The organism is Pseudomonas sp. S12(2018), from assembly GCF_024355235.1.
GTDB classification, from domain to species: domain Bacteria; phylum Pseudomonadota; class Gammaproteobacteria; order Pseudomonadales; family Pseudomonadaceae; genus Aquipseudomonas; species Aquipseudomonas palmensis.
In genome coordinates, this window is record NZ_QLAD01000002.1 from 359,530 (window position 1) to 374,407 (window position 14,878).

A 14,878-nucleotide genomic window follows, 5' to 3' on the forward strand; every position below is an offset into this window, starting at 1 on the left:
CATCGCGGGTCAAGCCCGCTCCCACAAAGTCATCGCAGTACCTGTGGGAGCGGGCTTGACCCGCGATGAGGCCCGAAAGATTCAGCGGATCATTTAGCCGACTTGATCGCCGAATCCAGCTGCTTGACCGCCTTGGCCGGGTCGGCCTTCGGGTCGTTGAGGAAGTTGGTCACCACATCGAAGATGGCGCCCTGCACCGCCAGGCTGGTGGCCATGTTGTGCGCCATGCTCGGTTGCAGGCCATCGCCCTGCTCGGCCGCCTTGAAGTCCGCAGCGGACTTTTGCGTGCAGGCATCGAACGGGCCCATGTCCATGTCCTGGCGTACCGGCAGCGACCCCTTGTTCTGGTTGAACACGGTCTGGAACGCCGGCTCCAGCGCCACCTTGGCCAGGTCGTTCTGGGCCTTGATGTCGTTCTCGTCCTTGAGCCTGAACATCACCAGCGAGTCGATGTTGTAGGCAAAGCTGCCCTGGGTACCGGGAAACGCCACGCACTCGTAGTCCTTGCCGGCGATCTTGCCCGCAGCGGTCCATTCGCTCTTGGCCCAGTCGCCCATGATCTGCATGCCGGCCTTGCCGTTGATGACCTCGGCGGCCGCAACGTTCCAGTCACGCCCGGCACGGTTGGGGTCCATGTAGGTGCCCAGGCGCTGCAAGGTGCTGAACGCCTCGATCATCTGCGCACCGGTCAGGGTCTTTTCATCCAGCTCGACAAAGGCGGCGTGGTAGCCCTTGGGCCCGAGAATGCTCAGCACCACGTCCTCGAACACGGTACTGTCCTGCCACGGCTGGCCGCCGTGGGCCAGGGGCACGAAGCCGGCAGCCTTGAGCTTGTCGGCGGCGGCGAACAGTTCGTCCAGGGTGGTCGGCACCTTGGCCCCGGCCTTGGCGAACACCTGCGGGTTGATCCACAGCCAGTTGACCCGATGGATGTTCACCGGCACGGCCACGTAATGACCGTCGTACTTCATGATGTCGGCAACCTTTCTGGGCAGCAGCGCGTCCCAGTCGTTGGCCTTGGCCACATCGTCCAGGTTGGTCAGCAGGCCCAGCGCGCCCCAGTCCTGGATGTCCGGGCCCTTGACCTGGGCAGCGGCTGGCGGGTTGCCGGCCACCGCGCGGCTCTTGAGCACGGTCATGGCGGCCGCGCCGCCGCCCCCGGCCACGGCGTTGTCCTTCCACACAAAGCCGTCCTGTTCGATCTGCTTGCGCAGCGTGTCCACGGCCGCCTTCTCGCCACCGGACGTCCACCAGTGGGTCACCTCGACCGTGCCGGGTTCGGCAGCCAGGGCGCTCAATGGCAACAGGGAAGCAAGGGAAACAACGGCGGCGAGGCGATTGATCGCATTCATCAAGGGAAACCTTTCTTGTTGTTATGCCGGTGCAAGTCATGCTGCTTGCGCGTGAATCGAAGTCTAGCCACCCCCTGGGGCGGCAGAAGTAACGAAGGGATGCGCGAATGTCACCGACCTGTGACATTCACCCGCTGGCCCGCACTGCGCGGCAGGCTCAGGGTGACCCGCAGGCCGCCTTCGCGCAGGTTGCGCAGGCTCACCTCGCCGCCGTGGCTGTGGGCGATGTTGCGCGCGATGCCCAGCCCCAGCCCGTAGCCCTGCTGCTGGCCGGCCAGGCGCACATGTGGCTCGAACACCTGTTCCTGACGCTGCTCCGGCACGCCGGGGCCCTCGTCGTCCACCTGCAGCACGAAGCCGGTGGCACTGTCGATGATGCGCAGGTGCGCACGCTCGCCGTACTTGAGCGCGTTGTCGATCAGGTTGCCGATGCAGCGCTTGAGCGCCAGCGGCTTGCCCGGATACGCCGCCAGCGCCCTGCCCTGCACGGTGACGCGCGCACTGGCCAGGTAGGGTTCCACCAGGCAGTCGAGCACCTGGTTGAGGTCGATGGGTTCGATGTTCTCGTGGATGTCGGTGTCCTTCACGCACTGCAGGGCGCCCTTGACCAGCAGCTCCAGCTCGTCCAGGTCACGGCCGAACTTGTGTTGCAGCTGTTCATCCTCCAGCAGCTCGACGCGCAGGCGCAGGCGCGTGATCGGCGTGCGCAGGTCGTGGGAGATCGCGCTGAACAGTTGGCTGCGCTCGGTCAGGTAGCGGCTGATGCGTTCGCGCATGGCATTGAAGGCGCGCCCCACCTCCACCACTTCGCTGCCGCCGCCCTCTACCTCCGGCGGCGCGTCGGCGCCCAGCGACAGCTCCCGCGCCGCGCGTGCCAGGCGCTTGAGCGGACGGGTCTGCCAATGCACCAGCAGGCCGATGAACAGCAGCAGAAAGAAACTGGTCAGTGCGATGAACCCCACCTGCTGGCGCGGCAGGCCCTCGGCCTCGAGACTGGTGTAGGGCTCGGGCAGCAGCGAGGCGATGTACAGCCATTCACCCTCGCCCAGGCGGATCTGGGTCACCAGCACCGGCGGGTTGACCGGCTCCAGGGTCAGCGAGTAGTGCGCCCAGGAGCGCGGCAGTTCATCGAGCTTGAGCCCGCTGTTGAACAGACGCAGTTGCTCGGGGCCGACGAACTCCACCGAGATTTCCATCTGCTCGCCCAGGCGCTCGTGCAGTACCTGCTCGAACGCCTCGATCACCGCCTGCTTGCGCGGGGTCACCGGCAGCACCTGCATGTCCAGCGGCCGGTCGTTGAGCGACACCACGAAGCGCGTGCCCCCCATGCTGCGCAGCTGGTCCAGCACCAGCGGCCGGTAGGCCAGCGGCAGCGAACGAAAGTAACTGACACTGGCGGTCATCGAATGCGCCAGGCTGCGCGCGCTGGCCAGCAGCCCTTCGAGCTGGCTGGCACGCAACTGCGACACCCAGATCACGCTGGACAACCCCTGGGCCGCCGTCACCACCAGCAGGGTCAGCAGCAGCATGCGCCCCAGCAGCGAGCGTGGCAGCGGCAGGCGCCAGCGCCGCTCAGTGCGCGGGCGCAACACTGGCCGCCAGCAGGTAGCCGCTGCCGCGTACGGTGCGGATCAGTCGCGGAGGTTTTTCGGTATCGCGCAGACGCTGGCGCAGGCGGCTGACCGCCATGTCGACGATACGGTCCAGCGGCATCGGCTCGCGACCACGGGTGGCATTGCCGATGGTGTCGCGGTCGAGGATCTGTTGCGGGTGGTCGAGGAACAGCTTGAGCAGGGCGAAATCGGCGCCAGACAGGATCACCTCTTCGCCGTCGCGGTGGAACAGGCGGTGGCTGACCGTATCCAGGCGCCACTCGTCGAAGGTCAGCACGTCACCGCCGGGGCGTTCATGCATGAAGCCGGCGCGGCGCAGCAGGGCCTTGATGCGGGCTTGCAGCTCGCGGGGGCTGAAGGGTTTGCCCAGGTAATCGTCGGCGCCCAGTTCCAGGCCGATGACGCGATCGGTTTCGTCGGAACTGGCGGTGAGCATGATGATCGGCACACGGGCCTGACGCGGGTGCTGTCGCACCCAGCGGCACAGGCTGAAACCGTCTTCGTCGGGCAGCATCACGTCGAGGATCACCAGGTCGGCGCCGTGTGTGTCCAGGGCCTGGCGAAAACCCTGGCCATCGGCCTGGGCCTGCACCTGGAAGCCGCATTTGCTCAGGTAGGCCTGCAGCAGTTCACGGATGTCCTGGTCGTCATCGACCAGCAGAATCGACTTGGTCACGGTTGTTGTCCTTGTCAGTGCATTCCTTGGCGGCCCCATCGCGGGTCAAGCCCGCTCCCACAGGTACGGCATCGAACCTGGTGGGAGCGGGCTTGACCCCCGACAGGGACCGGCCAGTCACTCCAACTCAGGCGTGCTGGGCCAGTGCCTGCTGCAACGCCACTCCCGCCCCTTCCAACCCGGAATACTCCGCCGTCACCAGCCACACCGGCACCCCTTCAAGGTAGGCGCTCATGCAGCCCTTGTCGGCAAAACTCGCGGCAAAGCCGCTGCGCAGGAACAGCTCGGCAAAGCGCGGAATCACCCCGCCCACGATGAACACCCCGCCACGCCCGCCCAGGGTCAGCACATTGTTGCCGGCCACCCGCCCCAGAAAGCGGCAGAACTGCTCGATCACCTCCAGCGCCACCGGGTCGTCGTGCAACGCCGCATCGGTGATCTGGGCCGGCGTGCCCAGCGTGGGGGCATGCCCGTCCAGTGCACAGATGGCGTGGTACAGGCGCAGCAGCCCGCCGCCGCTGAGCACGGTTTCGGCGCTGACGTGGCCGGTGTCCAGCGCGATCGCCTGGCGAATCGCCGCCTCGCGCGCACTGCCCACCGGCAGGTCGACATGCCCGCCCTCACCCGGCAGTGCCAGCCAGCGCTGCTCGCCCAGGCCAAGCAAGGTCCCGACACCCAGGCCGGTACCCGGCCCGATCACCACCGCCGGACGGGTGGTGTCCGGGGTGCCGGCGCACACATTGCGCACTTCATCCGGCTGCAGGCGGGTCATGCCCAGTGCCATGGCGGTGAAGTCGTTGATCAGCAGCAGGTGCTCGACCTGCAGGTTGGCGCAGAATGCCTTGCGGCTCAGGCGCCAATGGCTGTTGGTGAAACGAAATTCATCGCCGCTGACCGGCCCGGCCACCGCCAGGCACACCGCCGCCACCTCGCCCTTGGCCAGGCCCTGCGCGGCCAGGTACACGCCGATGGCCTGCTCGGGGCTGGTGTAGTCAGCCGTGGGGAACACCTGCACCGCGTGCAGCGCGTTGTCGCGCCACAACGCAAAGCGGGCATTGGTGCCGCCTATATCACCGACCAGTGCGACCTTCATTTGAAGTTCTCCAGGGCCGAGGTGAAGGCGCTGGCGCCCTGCTCGGCCGAGCTCAGCGCCACGCGCAGGAAGCCGAACAGCTCGCGCCCGCAGCCCAGGTCATTGCCCAGCGGCGCTGCCGGCAGCTCGCGAGCGGCCAGTTCGGCCGGCTCGACGCGCACCTGCAAGGTGCCGGCCACGCCGTCCACGCGCACGATGTCGCCATCGCGCACCCGCGCCAGCGGGCCGCCATCGAACGCTTCCGGGCACACATGAATGGCCGCCGGAATCTTGCCCGAAGCCCCCGACATGCGCCCGTCGGTCACCAACGCGACCTTGAAGCCGCGGTCCTGCAGCACACCCAGGAACGGGGTCATCTTGTGCAGTTCGGGCATGCCGTTGCAGCGCGGGCCCTGGAAGCGCACCACGGCGACGAAATCGCGCTCCAGCTCGCCGGCCTTGAACGCATCGGCCAGTTCCTGCTGATCGTGGAACACCCGCGCCGGGGCTTCGACCACCTGGTGCTCGGCCGCCACCGCAGACACCTTCATCACCCCACGGCCAAGGTTGCCTTGCATCACCCGCAGGCCGCCCTCGGCGGAGAACGGGTTGGCCACCGGACGCAGGATGCTTTCGTCAAGGCTGGCCTCGGGGCCTTCGCGCCACACCAGCCTGCCGTTGTCCAGGAACGGCTCCTGGGTATAACGGCGCAGGCCGGGGCCGGCCACGGTGTTCACGTCTTCGTGCAGCAACCCGGCATCGAGCAGCTCGCGGATCAGGAAGGCCATGCCGCCCGCCGCCTGGAAGTGGTTGATGTCGGCCTTGCCGTTGGGGTACACGTGCGACAGCGTTGGCACCACCTCGGACAGGTCGGCCATGTCCTGCCAGGTCAGCTGGATGCCGGCCGCCTGGGCAATCGCCGGCATGTGCAGGGTATGGTTGGTGGAGCCGCCGGTGGCGTGCAGCGCGACGATGGAGTTGACCAGCGACTTCTCGTCGACGATCTCGCCCAGCGGCATGAAGTTGCCACTGGCCCTGGTCAGGCGCGTGACCTGCTGCGCGGCCTCGACGGTGAGCGCATCGCGCAGCGGCGTGTACGGGTTGACGAACGAGGCACCGGGCAGGTGCAGGCCCATCACTTCCATCAGCAACTGGTTGGTATTGGCCGTGCCGTAGAAGGTGCAGGTGCCGGGGCTGTGGTAGGACTTCATTTCCGACTCCAGCAGCTCTTCGCGACTGGCCTTGCCCTCGGCGTAGCGCTGGCGCACGTCGGCCTTTTCCTTGTTGGAGATACCCGAGGGCATCGGCCCGCCCGGCACGAACAGCTGGGGTAGATGGCCAAAGCGCAGCGCCCCCATCAACAGGCCCGGCACGATCTTGTCGCAGATACCCAGCAGCAGCGCCGCGTCGAACATGTTGTGCGACAGCGCAATCGCGGTGGACATGGCGATCACTTCACGGCTGGCGATGCCCAGCTCCATGCCCGGTTCACCCTGGGTGACGCCGTCGCACATGGCCGGCACCCCGCCGGCAAACTGGCCCACCGAGCCGATTTCGCGCAGCGCCTGCTTGATCTGCTGGGGGAAGTGCTCGTAGGGCTGGTGCGCCGAGAGCATGTCGTTGTAGGCCGAGACGATGGCGACGTTGGCCGCGTTCATCATGCGCAGGCTGTGCTTGTCGTCGCTGCCGCAGCCGGCCACGCCATGGGCGAAGTTGGCGCATTGCAGCTTGGCGCGCATCGGGCCGTCGCTGGCCGCCCCGCGAATCAACTGAAGGTAGCGCTCGCGGGTAGGACGGCTACGGGCGATCAGCCGTTCGGTGACCTCAAGAATGCGCGGATGCATGTACTGGACTCCAGGCTAAGGGGCAGCAACCTCTGCGGCGGTTTCCCTTACAAACGATTGCGACCTAGGCTCAAGGCAGGGGCGCGAATGTCGGTGGGTAACGGCTTGGCCGGTCACTCGTTGTAGATTGAACAAAATACTGCCAGCAAAAAGGCTTGTTTTCTATTTTTTTACGAATAATCTTGTAATTCCAACAACAAAATCAGATTCAGGCTCTTTCCGGGGCTCAGACAGTCTGCCAGAGGTAGCTCCATGACATTACGTATCGCAATCAATGGTTTTGGCCGCATCGGCCGCAACATTCTTCGCGCACTGTATACCCAAGGCTACCGTCAGGACCTGCAGGTCGTCGCCATCAACGACCTGGGCGACAGCTCGATCAATGCGCACCTGCTCAAGTACGACAGCGTGCACGGGGCATTCGATGCACAGGTTCACAGCGATGGCGAGAGCATCACGGTCAACGGCGACCGAATTGCCGTCAGCGCGATTCGCAACCCCGCCGAGCTGCCGTGGCAGGCGCTGGGTGTGGACGTGGTGTTCGAATGCACGGGCCTGTTCACCGAGCGCACCCGGGCCGCGGCCCATCTTACTGCCGGGGCACGCAAAGTCATCATCTCGGCCCCTGGCAAGGGCGTGGACGCAACAGTTGTGTACGGGGTCAACCACGACATCCTGCGCCCCTCGCACCAGATCATCTCCAGTGCTTCGTGCACCACCAACTGCCTGGCGCCGGTGGCGCAGGTACTGCACCGCGAACTGGGCATCGAACAGGGCCTGATGACCACCATCCATGCCTACACCAACGACCAGAGCCTGACCGACGTGTACCACAGCGACCCGTACCGGGCGCGGGCGGCCACCCAGTCGATGATCCCGAGCAAGACCGGCGCAGCCGAGGCCGTGGGCCTGGTGTTGCCGGAACTGGCCGGCAAGCTGACCGGCATGGCGGTGCGGGTGCCGGTGATCAACGTTTCGCTGGTGGACCTGACCCTGAACGTGACACGCGAGGCCAGCGTGGAAGAGGTCAATGCGCTGATGAAAGAGGCCAGCCAGCACTCGAAGATCCTCGGTTACAACACCCTGCCGCTGGTGTCGTGCGACTTCAACCACAACCCGCTTTCGTCGATCTTCGACGCCAATCACACCAAGGTTGCCGGCAAGATGCTCAAGGTGATGGCCTGGTACGACAACGAATGGGGCTTTTCCAACCGCATGCTGGACAACTGCCTGGCGCTATGGGAGGCGCAATAGTCTCAACCCGCAAGCTTCAGGCGGCAGGCAGGCAGGGGGTAAGCCTGCTTTTCCTCCTGCCGCCTGGCGCTGAAAGCTTGCCGCTGCTTTTCCCCCTTGACCAACAGCATTGATGATAAGCATTATCATTCGCTGAAATCCCGGTCAGGTATCGCTGTGAGTCAGTCCCACTTCAACGCCGTCTTCCTCGCCCAGCGGGTCACCCTGCTACGCACCCTGCAGCGCATGGTCGACAACCCCAGCACCGCCGAAGACCTGCTTCAGGAAACCTACCTGCGCGTCACCCGCGCCCTGGGCGAACGCCCCATCGAGCACCTCGAACCCTTCGTGTTCCAGACCGCCCGCAACCTCGCCCTGGACCACCTGCGCGCCCGCCGCGTGCAAGCCCGCACCCTGCTCGACGATGTGCCCGAGGCGGTGCTGCACAACGTGGCCGCCAGCCACGGCAGCGCCGAGGACGCCACCCACGCGGAGCAGTTGCTGCGCCGCCTGAGCACCTCGCTGGGCGAGCTCAGCGCCCGCCAGCAGCGCATCTTCATCCTCAGCCGATTGCACGGCGCCAGCTATCTGGAAATCGCCGAACAACTGAAGGTGTCCGCCAGCACGGTTCAGAAGGAACTGAAACTGATCATGGCCATCTGTGTAGGCGTAGCCGATCGTCTCAATCGCGATTGAGCCTGCTTGCCTCACATGCCGATACACTTGATCATTACCTGATACACAAGCATGCCAAGGACCCTCCGTGACCGACAGTGCCCCTGACCGCCCTGCGCCGCCAGACCCGGCTGCCTGCGACAGCGCCATGGACCAGGCGCTGGACTGGCTGATACGCCTGCAATGCGCCACGCCCGAAGACACCCGGGCCTTCGAGGCCTGGCTCGAGGCCGACCCGGCCAATGCCCCGGCCTACGTGCAGGCCGAAGCCCTGTGGCACGGCGACAGCGTGCGCGCCGCCGCGCTGCAGCTGCAGCAACGCCAGCGCCCCTCACGCCTGGCCCGCCTGCGCCCGCACTGGAAGCCGCTGGCCACCGCCGCGGTGCTGCTGGTGGGTGTGTTCACGGTCGGCAACCTGCCCATGCGCCTGCAGGCCGATCACCTGACCGTGGTCGGCGAGCGCCAGCGCCTGGAACTGCAGGACGGCTCCAAGGTACTGCTCAATACCAATTCGGCGTTCTCCAGCAACATCAACGACCGCCAGCGCATCGCCCGGCTGTACCAGGGCGAAGCCTACTTCCAGGTCCCCGGCGGGCAGCAGCCCTTCGAGCTGCGCGCCGGGCCGTTGCGCGCCAGCGTGCGCGACACCGATTTCGCCGTGCGCTACCTCGACGGCCAGGCACAGGTGCGGGTGCAGCGCGGCGACGTCGACCTGCTGGGCAACAGCGACCAGCGCATCCGCCTGTCGGCCGGCGACAGCATCAGCCTCGGCCCCAATGGCTTCGGCCAGCGCGAGCGCCTGGACGGGCAAAAGGACCTGGCCTGGATCGAAGGCCGGCTGGTGTTCGAGAACTGCCCCCTGAGCCAGGTGCTGGCCGAGCTGGGGCGCTATTACCCGGGCTGGATCATCAACACCAGCGAGCGCCTGCAGAACGTCGCCGTCACCGGCAACTACCGCCTCGACCAACCCCTCGAAGCGGTGCGATCGCTGGCCCACATCACCTCCGCACGCCTGCAGGAGTACCCGGCACTGGTGATTCTGAACTGAGTCGGAATCTTTTTTTACGCGATGCCCCGTGGTCACACGTCTCGTTATAGCCAATGCAACTGATTCTTATTTTTGAATCGGCCGCACCTATAACATTCGCGCGACAGGGAGCGCTTTCGATGTCCAGAGGTTTCACTCGCCGGTCTACCGTCTCCACCCGCACAGCGGGCCTGCAACGTTGCACGCTGTCGCTGCTGACCCTGGCCATGCTGGCCGGCGGCGTCTGCAGCCTGCCGGCGCTGGCCGCCGAGCCCGCCCAGGCAGCCAACCCGCGCATGGGTGACTACCGCTTCGCCATTGCCCAGCAGCCGCTGGTGTCGGCGCTCAACGCGTTTACCGCCGTCACCGGCTGGCAGGTGGGGTTGTCCGCCGAGCTGGCCGAAGGTGTCGCCTCGCCAGGCGTACGCGGCTCGATGCCGCCCGAGCAGGCCCTGCGCCAGATGCTCGCCGGCACCCAGCTGAACTACCGCAAGCTCAGTGCCGGCAATGTGGTGATCGAGCGCGCCGCCTCCAACGCCATCACCCTGCAGCAGGTGACCGTCAGCGCCACCCGTACCGCGCAGGACGTGAACCAGGTGCCAAGCACGGTGAGCGTGCAGACCCGCGAGCAGCTGGACCGCAGCAACGTCAACACCATCAAGGACCTGGTGCGCTACGAGCCAGGCGTATCGGTCAGCGGCGTCGGCCAGCGCAGCGGCCTCAACGGCTACAACATCCGCGGCATCGATGGCGAGCGCGTACTGACCCAGATCGATGGCGTGTCGATCCCCGACAGCTACTTCTACGGCCCCTACGCCCAGACCCAGCGCAACTACGTCGACCCCGAGATCGTCAAGCGCGTGGAGATCCTGCGCGGCCCGGCGTCGGTGCTGTACGGCAGCAACGCCATCGGCGGCGCGGTCAGCTACTTCACCCTCGACCCGGACGACATCATCAAGCCGGGCAAGGACGTGGGCGCACGCCTCAAGGCCGGCTACAGCTCGGCCGACGAGAGCTGGCTGACCTCGGCCACCGTGGCCGGGCGCGAGGGCGACTTCGACGGCCTGCTGCACCTGAGCCAGCGCAACGGCCACGAGACCGAGTCCTACGGCAGCCACAGCGGCGATGGCCTGGCGCGCACCGAGGCCAACCCGCAGGATGCGCGCACCACCAACGTGCTGGCCAAGCTGGGCTGGAACTACGCGGACGACGCGCGGCTGGGCCTGACCTACGAGCGCTACAAGGATGATCGCGATACCAACGTGCTGAGCGCCGTTGGCGGGCCGTTCATTCCAGGTTTTCCCGCGATGAATTCCTATCGCGCACGCAGCGGCAACGACACCGTCAGCCGCGAGCGTTTCGGCCTCAACCATGAGCTTGCCCTGGACAGCCTGCTGGCCGACAACATGAAGTGGAGCCTGAACTATCAGGTCGGCAAGACCGATCAGCGCACTGACGAGCTGTATGTGGCCGGTGGGCGCGAAGTGGCGCGCGATCGCAAGACACTCTACCAGGACCGCCAATGGATACTCGACGCCCAGTTCGACAAGGCCTTCACCCTGGGCAGCACCGAGCACCTGCTGACCTACGGCACCACACTCAAGCAGCAGAAGGTCACCGGGTCGCGCAGCGGCACCGCCACCTGCCTGAATGCCGGGGGCACTTGCGGCGCCATCGGCGATGCCAGCCCGCGCGACGCCCAGGTCAAGGTCAGCGACTTCCCGGACCCGACCATCAATACCTACAGCCTGTTCGCGCAGGACGAGATCCGCTGGAACGACTGGACCTTCCTGCCGGGTGCGCGCTATGACTACACCCAGCTCAAGCCGCACCTGACCGACGAGTTCCTGGCCACCCTGCCTACCGGGCCGACCACCACCGTCAACGACAAGCAGAAGAACTGGCACCGCGTGTCGCCCAAGTTCGGCGTGACCTATGCCTTCAACGACAACTACACCTGGTACGGCCAGTACGCCGAGGGCTTCCGCACCCCGACGGCCAAGGCACTGTACGGGCGCTTCGAGAACCTGGCCGGCAACTACGTGGTCGAGCCCAACCCCGACCTGGAGCCGGAGAAGAGCAAGGGCTACGAGACCGGCCTGCGCGGCAACTTCGACGCGGGCAACTTCGCCGTCGCGGTGTTCTACAACAAGTACCGCGACTTCATCAACGAAGACGCCCTGGTCAACGGCAAGGACGCGATGGACTTCCGTGCCGAGAACATCAAGCACGCCACCATCAAGGGCGCCGAATTCAAGGGCCGCCTGAACCTGGACCACTTCGGTGCACCGCAGGGCCTGTACACCCAGGGCTCGGTGGCCTACACCTACGGGCGCAACAACGACACCGGCGAGCCGCTCAACAGCATCAACCCGCTGACCGGCGTGGTTGGCCTGGGCGTTGATCAGGAAAACTACGGCGGCCTGCTGAGCTGGACACTGGTCAAGCGCAAGACCCGTGTCGACGACAACCAGTTCAAGGCGCCCGATGGTGCCAGCAGCCACTTCCGTACCCCCGGCTACGGCGTTCTGGACCTGAGCGGCTTCTACAAGGTGAGCAACGACGTGACGATCAACGCAGGCATCTACAACCTGGCCGACAAGAAATACTGGCAGTGGGATGACGTTCGTGCCTACGACGGTGTCGGCGAGGCATCGGTGACCCAGCCGGCCAACATGGACCGCCTGACCATGCCGGGGCGCAACTTCGCCATCAACCTGGTGTGGGATATCTAGACGCTACGCCGGCAAGGCCGGCTCCCACAGGGAGCTGGCCTGCCGGCGAATGGCCCGCAACCTTTTTTACTATTTCCACGCCCCTCATTCGTCTAGTTACTAACGTCTAGTCACCCGCTCACCATTTCCCAAGGATGCCCCATGACCGCAACCGCCGAACGCCCTGCCCTGCGCTCGCAGCGCCTCAACCAGCTCACCCATGCGCCGCACAGCGAGCTCGATGCGCTGGTCAAGTCCCATGCCCCCTTCGACACCCGCGAAAGCTTCGCCCGTTTCGTGGTCGCCCAGTACCTGTTCCAGTCCGAACTCCAGGCGCTGTACAACGACCCGCAACTGATCGCCATCGTGCCCGACCTGGCCGAGCGCTGCCGCGCCGCACAGGCCCGCCTCGACCTCGCCGACCTCGACACCGCAGTACCGGCCGCCTTCCCCGGCGCCGTGCACAACCCGAGCCTGGGCGCCGCCATGGGCTGGATATTCGTCTCCGAAGGCTCCAAACTCGGCGCCGCGTTCCTGATCAAGCGCGCCGTCGGCCTGGGCCTGTCGGACAGCTTCGGTGCCCGTCACCTGGGCGAGCCGGCCGGCGGTCGCGCCGAGGGCTGGAAGCAGTTCACCCGCATCCTCGACGGTCTGGAGCTCAGCGCCGAAGAAGAAGCGGCCGCTGAACAAGGCGCCGTGGCTGCGTTCGAACGTTTTACCGAGTTGCTCAAACACGCCTACGCCACCGCGCCCAAGGCCGAGCTGGCCTGATGCGTGCCGGGCCGGCCAGCCGCGTTGGCAGCCGGCCCTCACCTGTGCAGTCAATGGACCCCATGACCCGCCCATCCACCTCCAAGCTGTCCCGCGTGCTGTTCGGCCTGCTTGCCTATGTAAGCCTGGGCATCGGCCTGGTGGCCATCGTGATCCCCGGCCTGCCGACCACCGAGTTCATCCTGCTCGCGGCCTGGGCTGCCACGCGCAGCTCGCCGCGCCTGAGCGCCTGGCTGGAAAACCACCGGTTGTTCGGGCCGATCCTGCACAACTGGCGCAACGGCAAGGTGATTCAGCGCCGGGCCAAGGTCAGCGCCACGCTCAGCATGCTGCTGTGCGCCTGCCTGATGCTGGTGTTCATCGGCCTGCGCTGGCCGGTAGGGCTCGCCATCGGCGGCATGGCCCTGGGCAACCTGTGGATCTGGTCGCGCCCCGAGCGCGTGCCTGCCGCCCCGCATTTGACCAACCAGCCCTGATGGTCTGCAATGGCCCACCAACGGGAGGGCCAACCATGAGTCATGTTCTCAACAGCATCGTCAGCGCCCTGGGGCTAGCCCAGGATGCGCTTGAGCACCTGCACCTGCACACTGCAGGAGCCCTGCCATCGACCTTCGAAGTCACCGAACTGGCCAGTGCCAGCATTGCCGCCACGGGCCTGGCCATCGCCGACCTGCTCGCCGGCCAGACCGGCACGCGCCCCGGGGTGCAGGTGGACCGACGTCTGAGCTCCCTGTGGTTCGCCACCAGCATTCGCCCCCAGGGCTGGAGCCTGCCGCCGCTGTGGGACGCCGTGGCAGGCGATTACCCGACCCGCGATGGCTGGATCCGCCTGCACACCAATGCCGCGCATCACCGCGCCGCTGCCGAACGGGTGCTGGGAGCGGTACAAGACCGCGATCAGATGGCCCGGCGGGTTGTCGAGTGGGAGGCAGAGGCGCTGGAAACTGCCGTGGTGGCTGCGGGCGGATGTGCCGCGCAGATGCGCAGCTGGCAGCAATGGTCGGCGCACCCGCAGGGCATGGCGGTCAATGCCGAGCCGCTGATCGATCGCAAGGCTGGGCCGGCTGGCGAACTCAAGGGCTGGACCGGCACCGCGGCGCAGCCGCTCAAGGGGGTACGCGTGCTGGACCTGACGCGCATTCTTGCCGGGCCCGTTGCCAGCCGCCTGCTGGCGGGGTTCGGTGCCGACGTGTTGCGCATCGATCCGCCGGGCTGGGAGGAGCCCTCGGTGGTGGCCGAGGTGACCTTGGGCAAGCGCTGCGCGCGCCTGGACCTGCATGCTGCAGAGGACCGCGCCGTGTTCGAAGGCCTGCTGGCAGGTGCCGATATCCTCCTGCACGGCTACCGCGCCGACGCGCTGGAGCGCCTCGGCTATGGCGCCGAACAACGGCGCAGGCTCAACCCCGGGCTGATCGATGTCAGCCTCAATGCCTATGGCTGGAGCGGCCCGTGGCAGCATCGTCGCGGCTTCGACAGCCTGGTGCAGATGAGCAGCGGGATCGCTCGCGAGGGCATGCGCTGGCGTCAGGGCGAGCGGCCGGTGCCGTTGCCGGTGCAGGCCCTGGACCATGCCACCGGCTACCTGATGGCGGCTGCCGCGATCCGTGCACTGGATGAGCGGCTGCGCAGCGGCTGTGGCGGCTCGGCGCGTCTGTCGCTGGCGCGCACGGCCAAGCTGCTGGTGGACCAGGGCACGGTGATCGAGGACTTGCCGTTGGCCGGCGAAACCGAGGCAGACCTGGCCCCGGCCGTGGAGCAGACGCCATGGGGGCCGGCCAGGCGCCTGCAGGCGCCGTTGCAGGTGCAAGGCGCGCCGCTGGCATGGGCGCGGGGGGCTTGCGAGCTGGGGTCGGCCGAGCCTCGCTGGTGACCGCCAGAGGCTCTTCGCCGGCAAGGCCGGC

12 protein-coding genes are annotated in these 14,878 nt (G+C 66.6%); 7 read left to right on the forward strand and 5 right to left on the reverse strand.

Annotation, left to right across the window (positions count from 1 at the left end; all coding sequences use genetic code 11):
- Positions 1–89 precede the first annotated feature (89 nt).
- From DN388_RS05550 to edd, 5 genes are all read right to left on the reverse strand, one after another.
- Complete coding sequence (locus DN388_RS05550; protein WP_054915078.1) at positions 90–1,352, reverse strand: ABC transporter substrate-binding protein; 1,263 nt, start codon at positions 1,350–1,352, stop codon at positions 90–92.
- 110 nt (positions 1,353–1,462) lie between these two features.
- Positions 1,463–2,881 (reverse strand): ATP-binding protein, encoded by a 1,419-nt coding sequence (locus DN388_RS05555; protein WP_078479989.1) that lies wholly within the window; start codon positions 2,879–2,881, stop codon positions 1,463–1,465.
- A 43-nt stretch (positions 2,882–2,924) separates the two neighbouring features.
- Positions 2,925–3,680 carry a response regulator gene (locus DN388_RS05560; RefSeq protein ID WP_054915080.1) on the reverse strand — a complete coding sequence of 252 codons (756 nt, stop codon included), beginning with the start codon at positions 3,678–3,680 and terminating at the stop codon, positions 2,925–2,927.
- Positions 3,681–3,768: 88 nt separating this feature from the next.
- A complete protein-coding gene (locus DN388_RS05565; RefSeq protein WP_088514582.1) occupies positions 3,769–4,734 on the reverse strand; it encodes a glucokinase in 966 nt (321 codons plus the stop codon).
- The gene (gene edd / locus DN388_RS05570; RefSeq protein ID WP_043860384.1) at positions 4,731–6,557 is read right to left on the reverse strand and encodes a phosphogluconate dehydratase; all 1,827 of its coding nucleotides are present in this window, start codon (positions 6,555–6,557) and stop codon (positions 4,731–4,733) included. The genes DN388_RS05565 and edd overlap by 4 nt, the downstream gene beginning before the upstream one ends.
- 252 nt (positions 6,558–6,809) lie before the next feature.
- On the opposite strand from edd, the gene gap reads away from it, so the two are divergent.
- From gap to DN388_RS05605, 7 genes are all read left to right on the forward strand, one after another.
- Positions 6,810–7,811 carry a type I glyceraldehyde-3-phosphate dehydrogenase gene (gene gap, locus DN388_RS05575; RefSeq protein WP_054915083.1) on the forward strand — a complete coding sequence of 334 codons (1,002 nt, stop codon included), beginning with the start codon at positions 6,810–6,812 and terminating at the stop codon, positions 7,809–7,811.
- A 156-nt stretch (positions 7,812–7,967) separates the two neighbouring features.
- A complete protein-coding gene (locus tag DN388_RS05580) occupies positions 7,968–8,486 on the forward strand; it encodes an RNA polymerase sigma factor (protein WP_043860382.1) in 519 nt (172 codons plus the stop codon).
- A 67-nt stretch (positions 8,487–8,553) separates the two neighbouring features.
- Complete coding sequence (locus tag DN388_RS05585) at positions 8,554–9,513, forward strand: FecR domain-containing protein (protein WP_254997423.1); 960 nt, start codon at positions 8,554–8,556, stop codon at positions 9,511–9,513.
- Positions 9,514–9,632: 119 nt separating this feature from the next.
- Positions 9,633–12,227, forward strand: a complete 2,595-nt coding sequence (locus DN388_RS05590; protein WP_254997427.1) for a TonB-dependent receptor — start codon at positions 9,633–9,635, stop codon at positions 12,225–12,227.
- A 141-nt stretch (positions 12,228–12,368) separates the two neighbouring features.
- Positions 12,369–12,977, forward strand: a complete 609-nt coding sequence (locus DN388_RS05595; protein ID WP_254997430.1) for a biliverdin-producing heme oxygenase — start codon at positions 12,369–12,371, stop codon at positions 12,975–12,977.
- A 62-nt stretch (positions 12,978–13,039) separates the two neighbouring features.
- A complete protein-coding gene (locus tag DN388_RS05600) occupies positions 13,040–13,453 on the forward strand; it encodes a YbaN family protein (protein ID WP_254997433.1) in 414 nt (137 codons plus the stop codon).
- 35 nt (positions 13,454–13,488) lie between these two features.
- Positions 13,489–14,847, forward strand: coding sequence for a CoA transferase (locus DN388_RS05605; protein ID WP_254997435.1), 1,359 nt, complete (start codon positions 13,489–13,491; stop codon positions 14,845–14,847).
- The last annotated feature ends 31 nt before the right edge of the window (positions 14,848–14,878 follow it).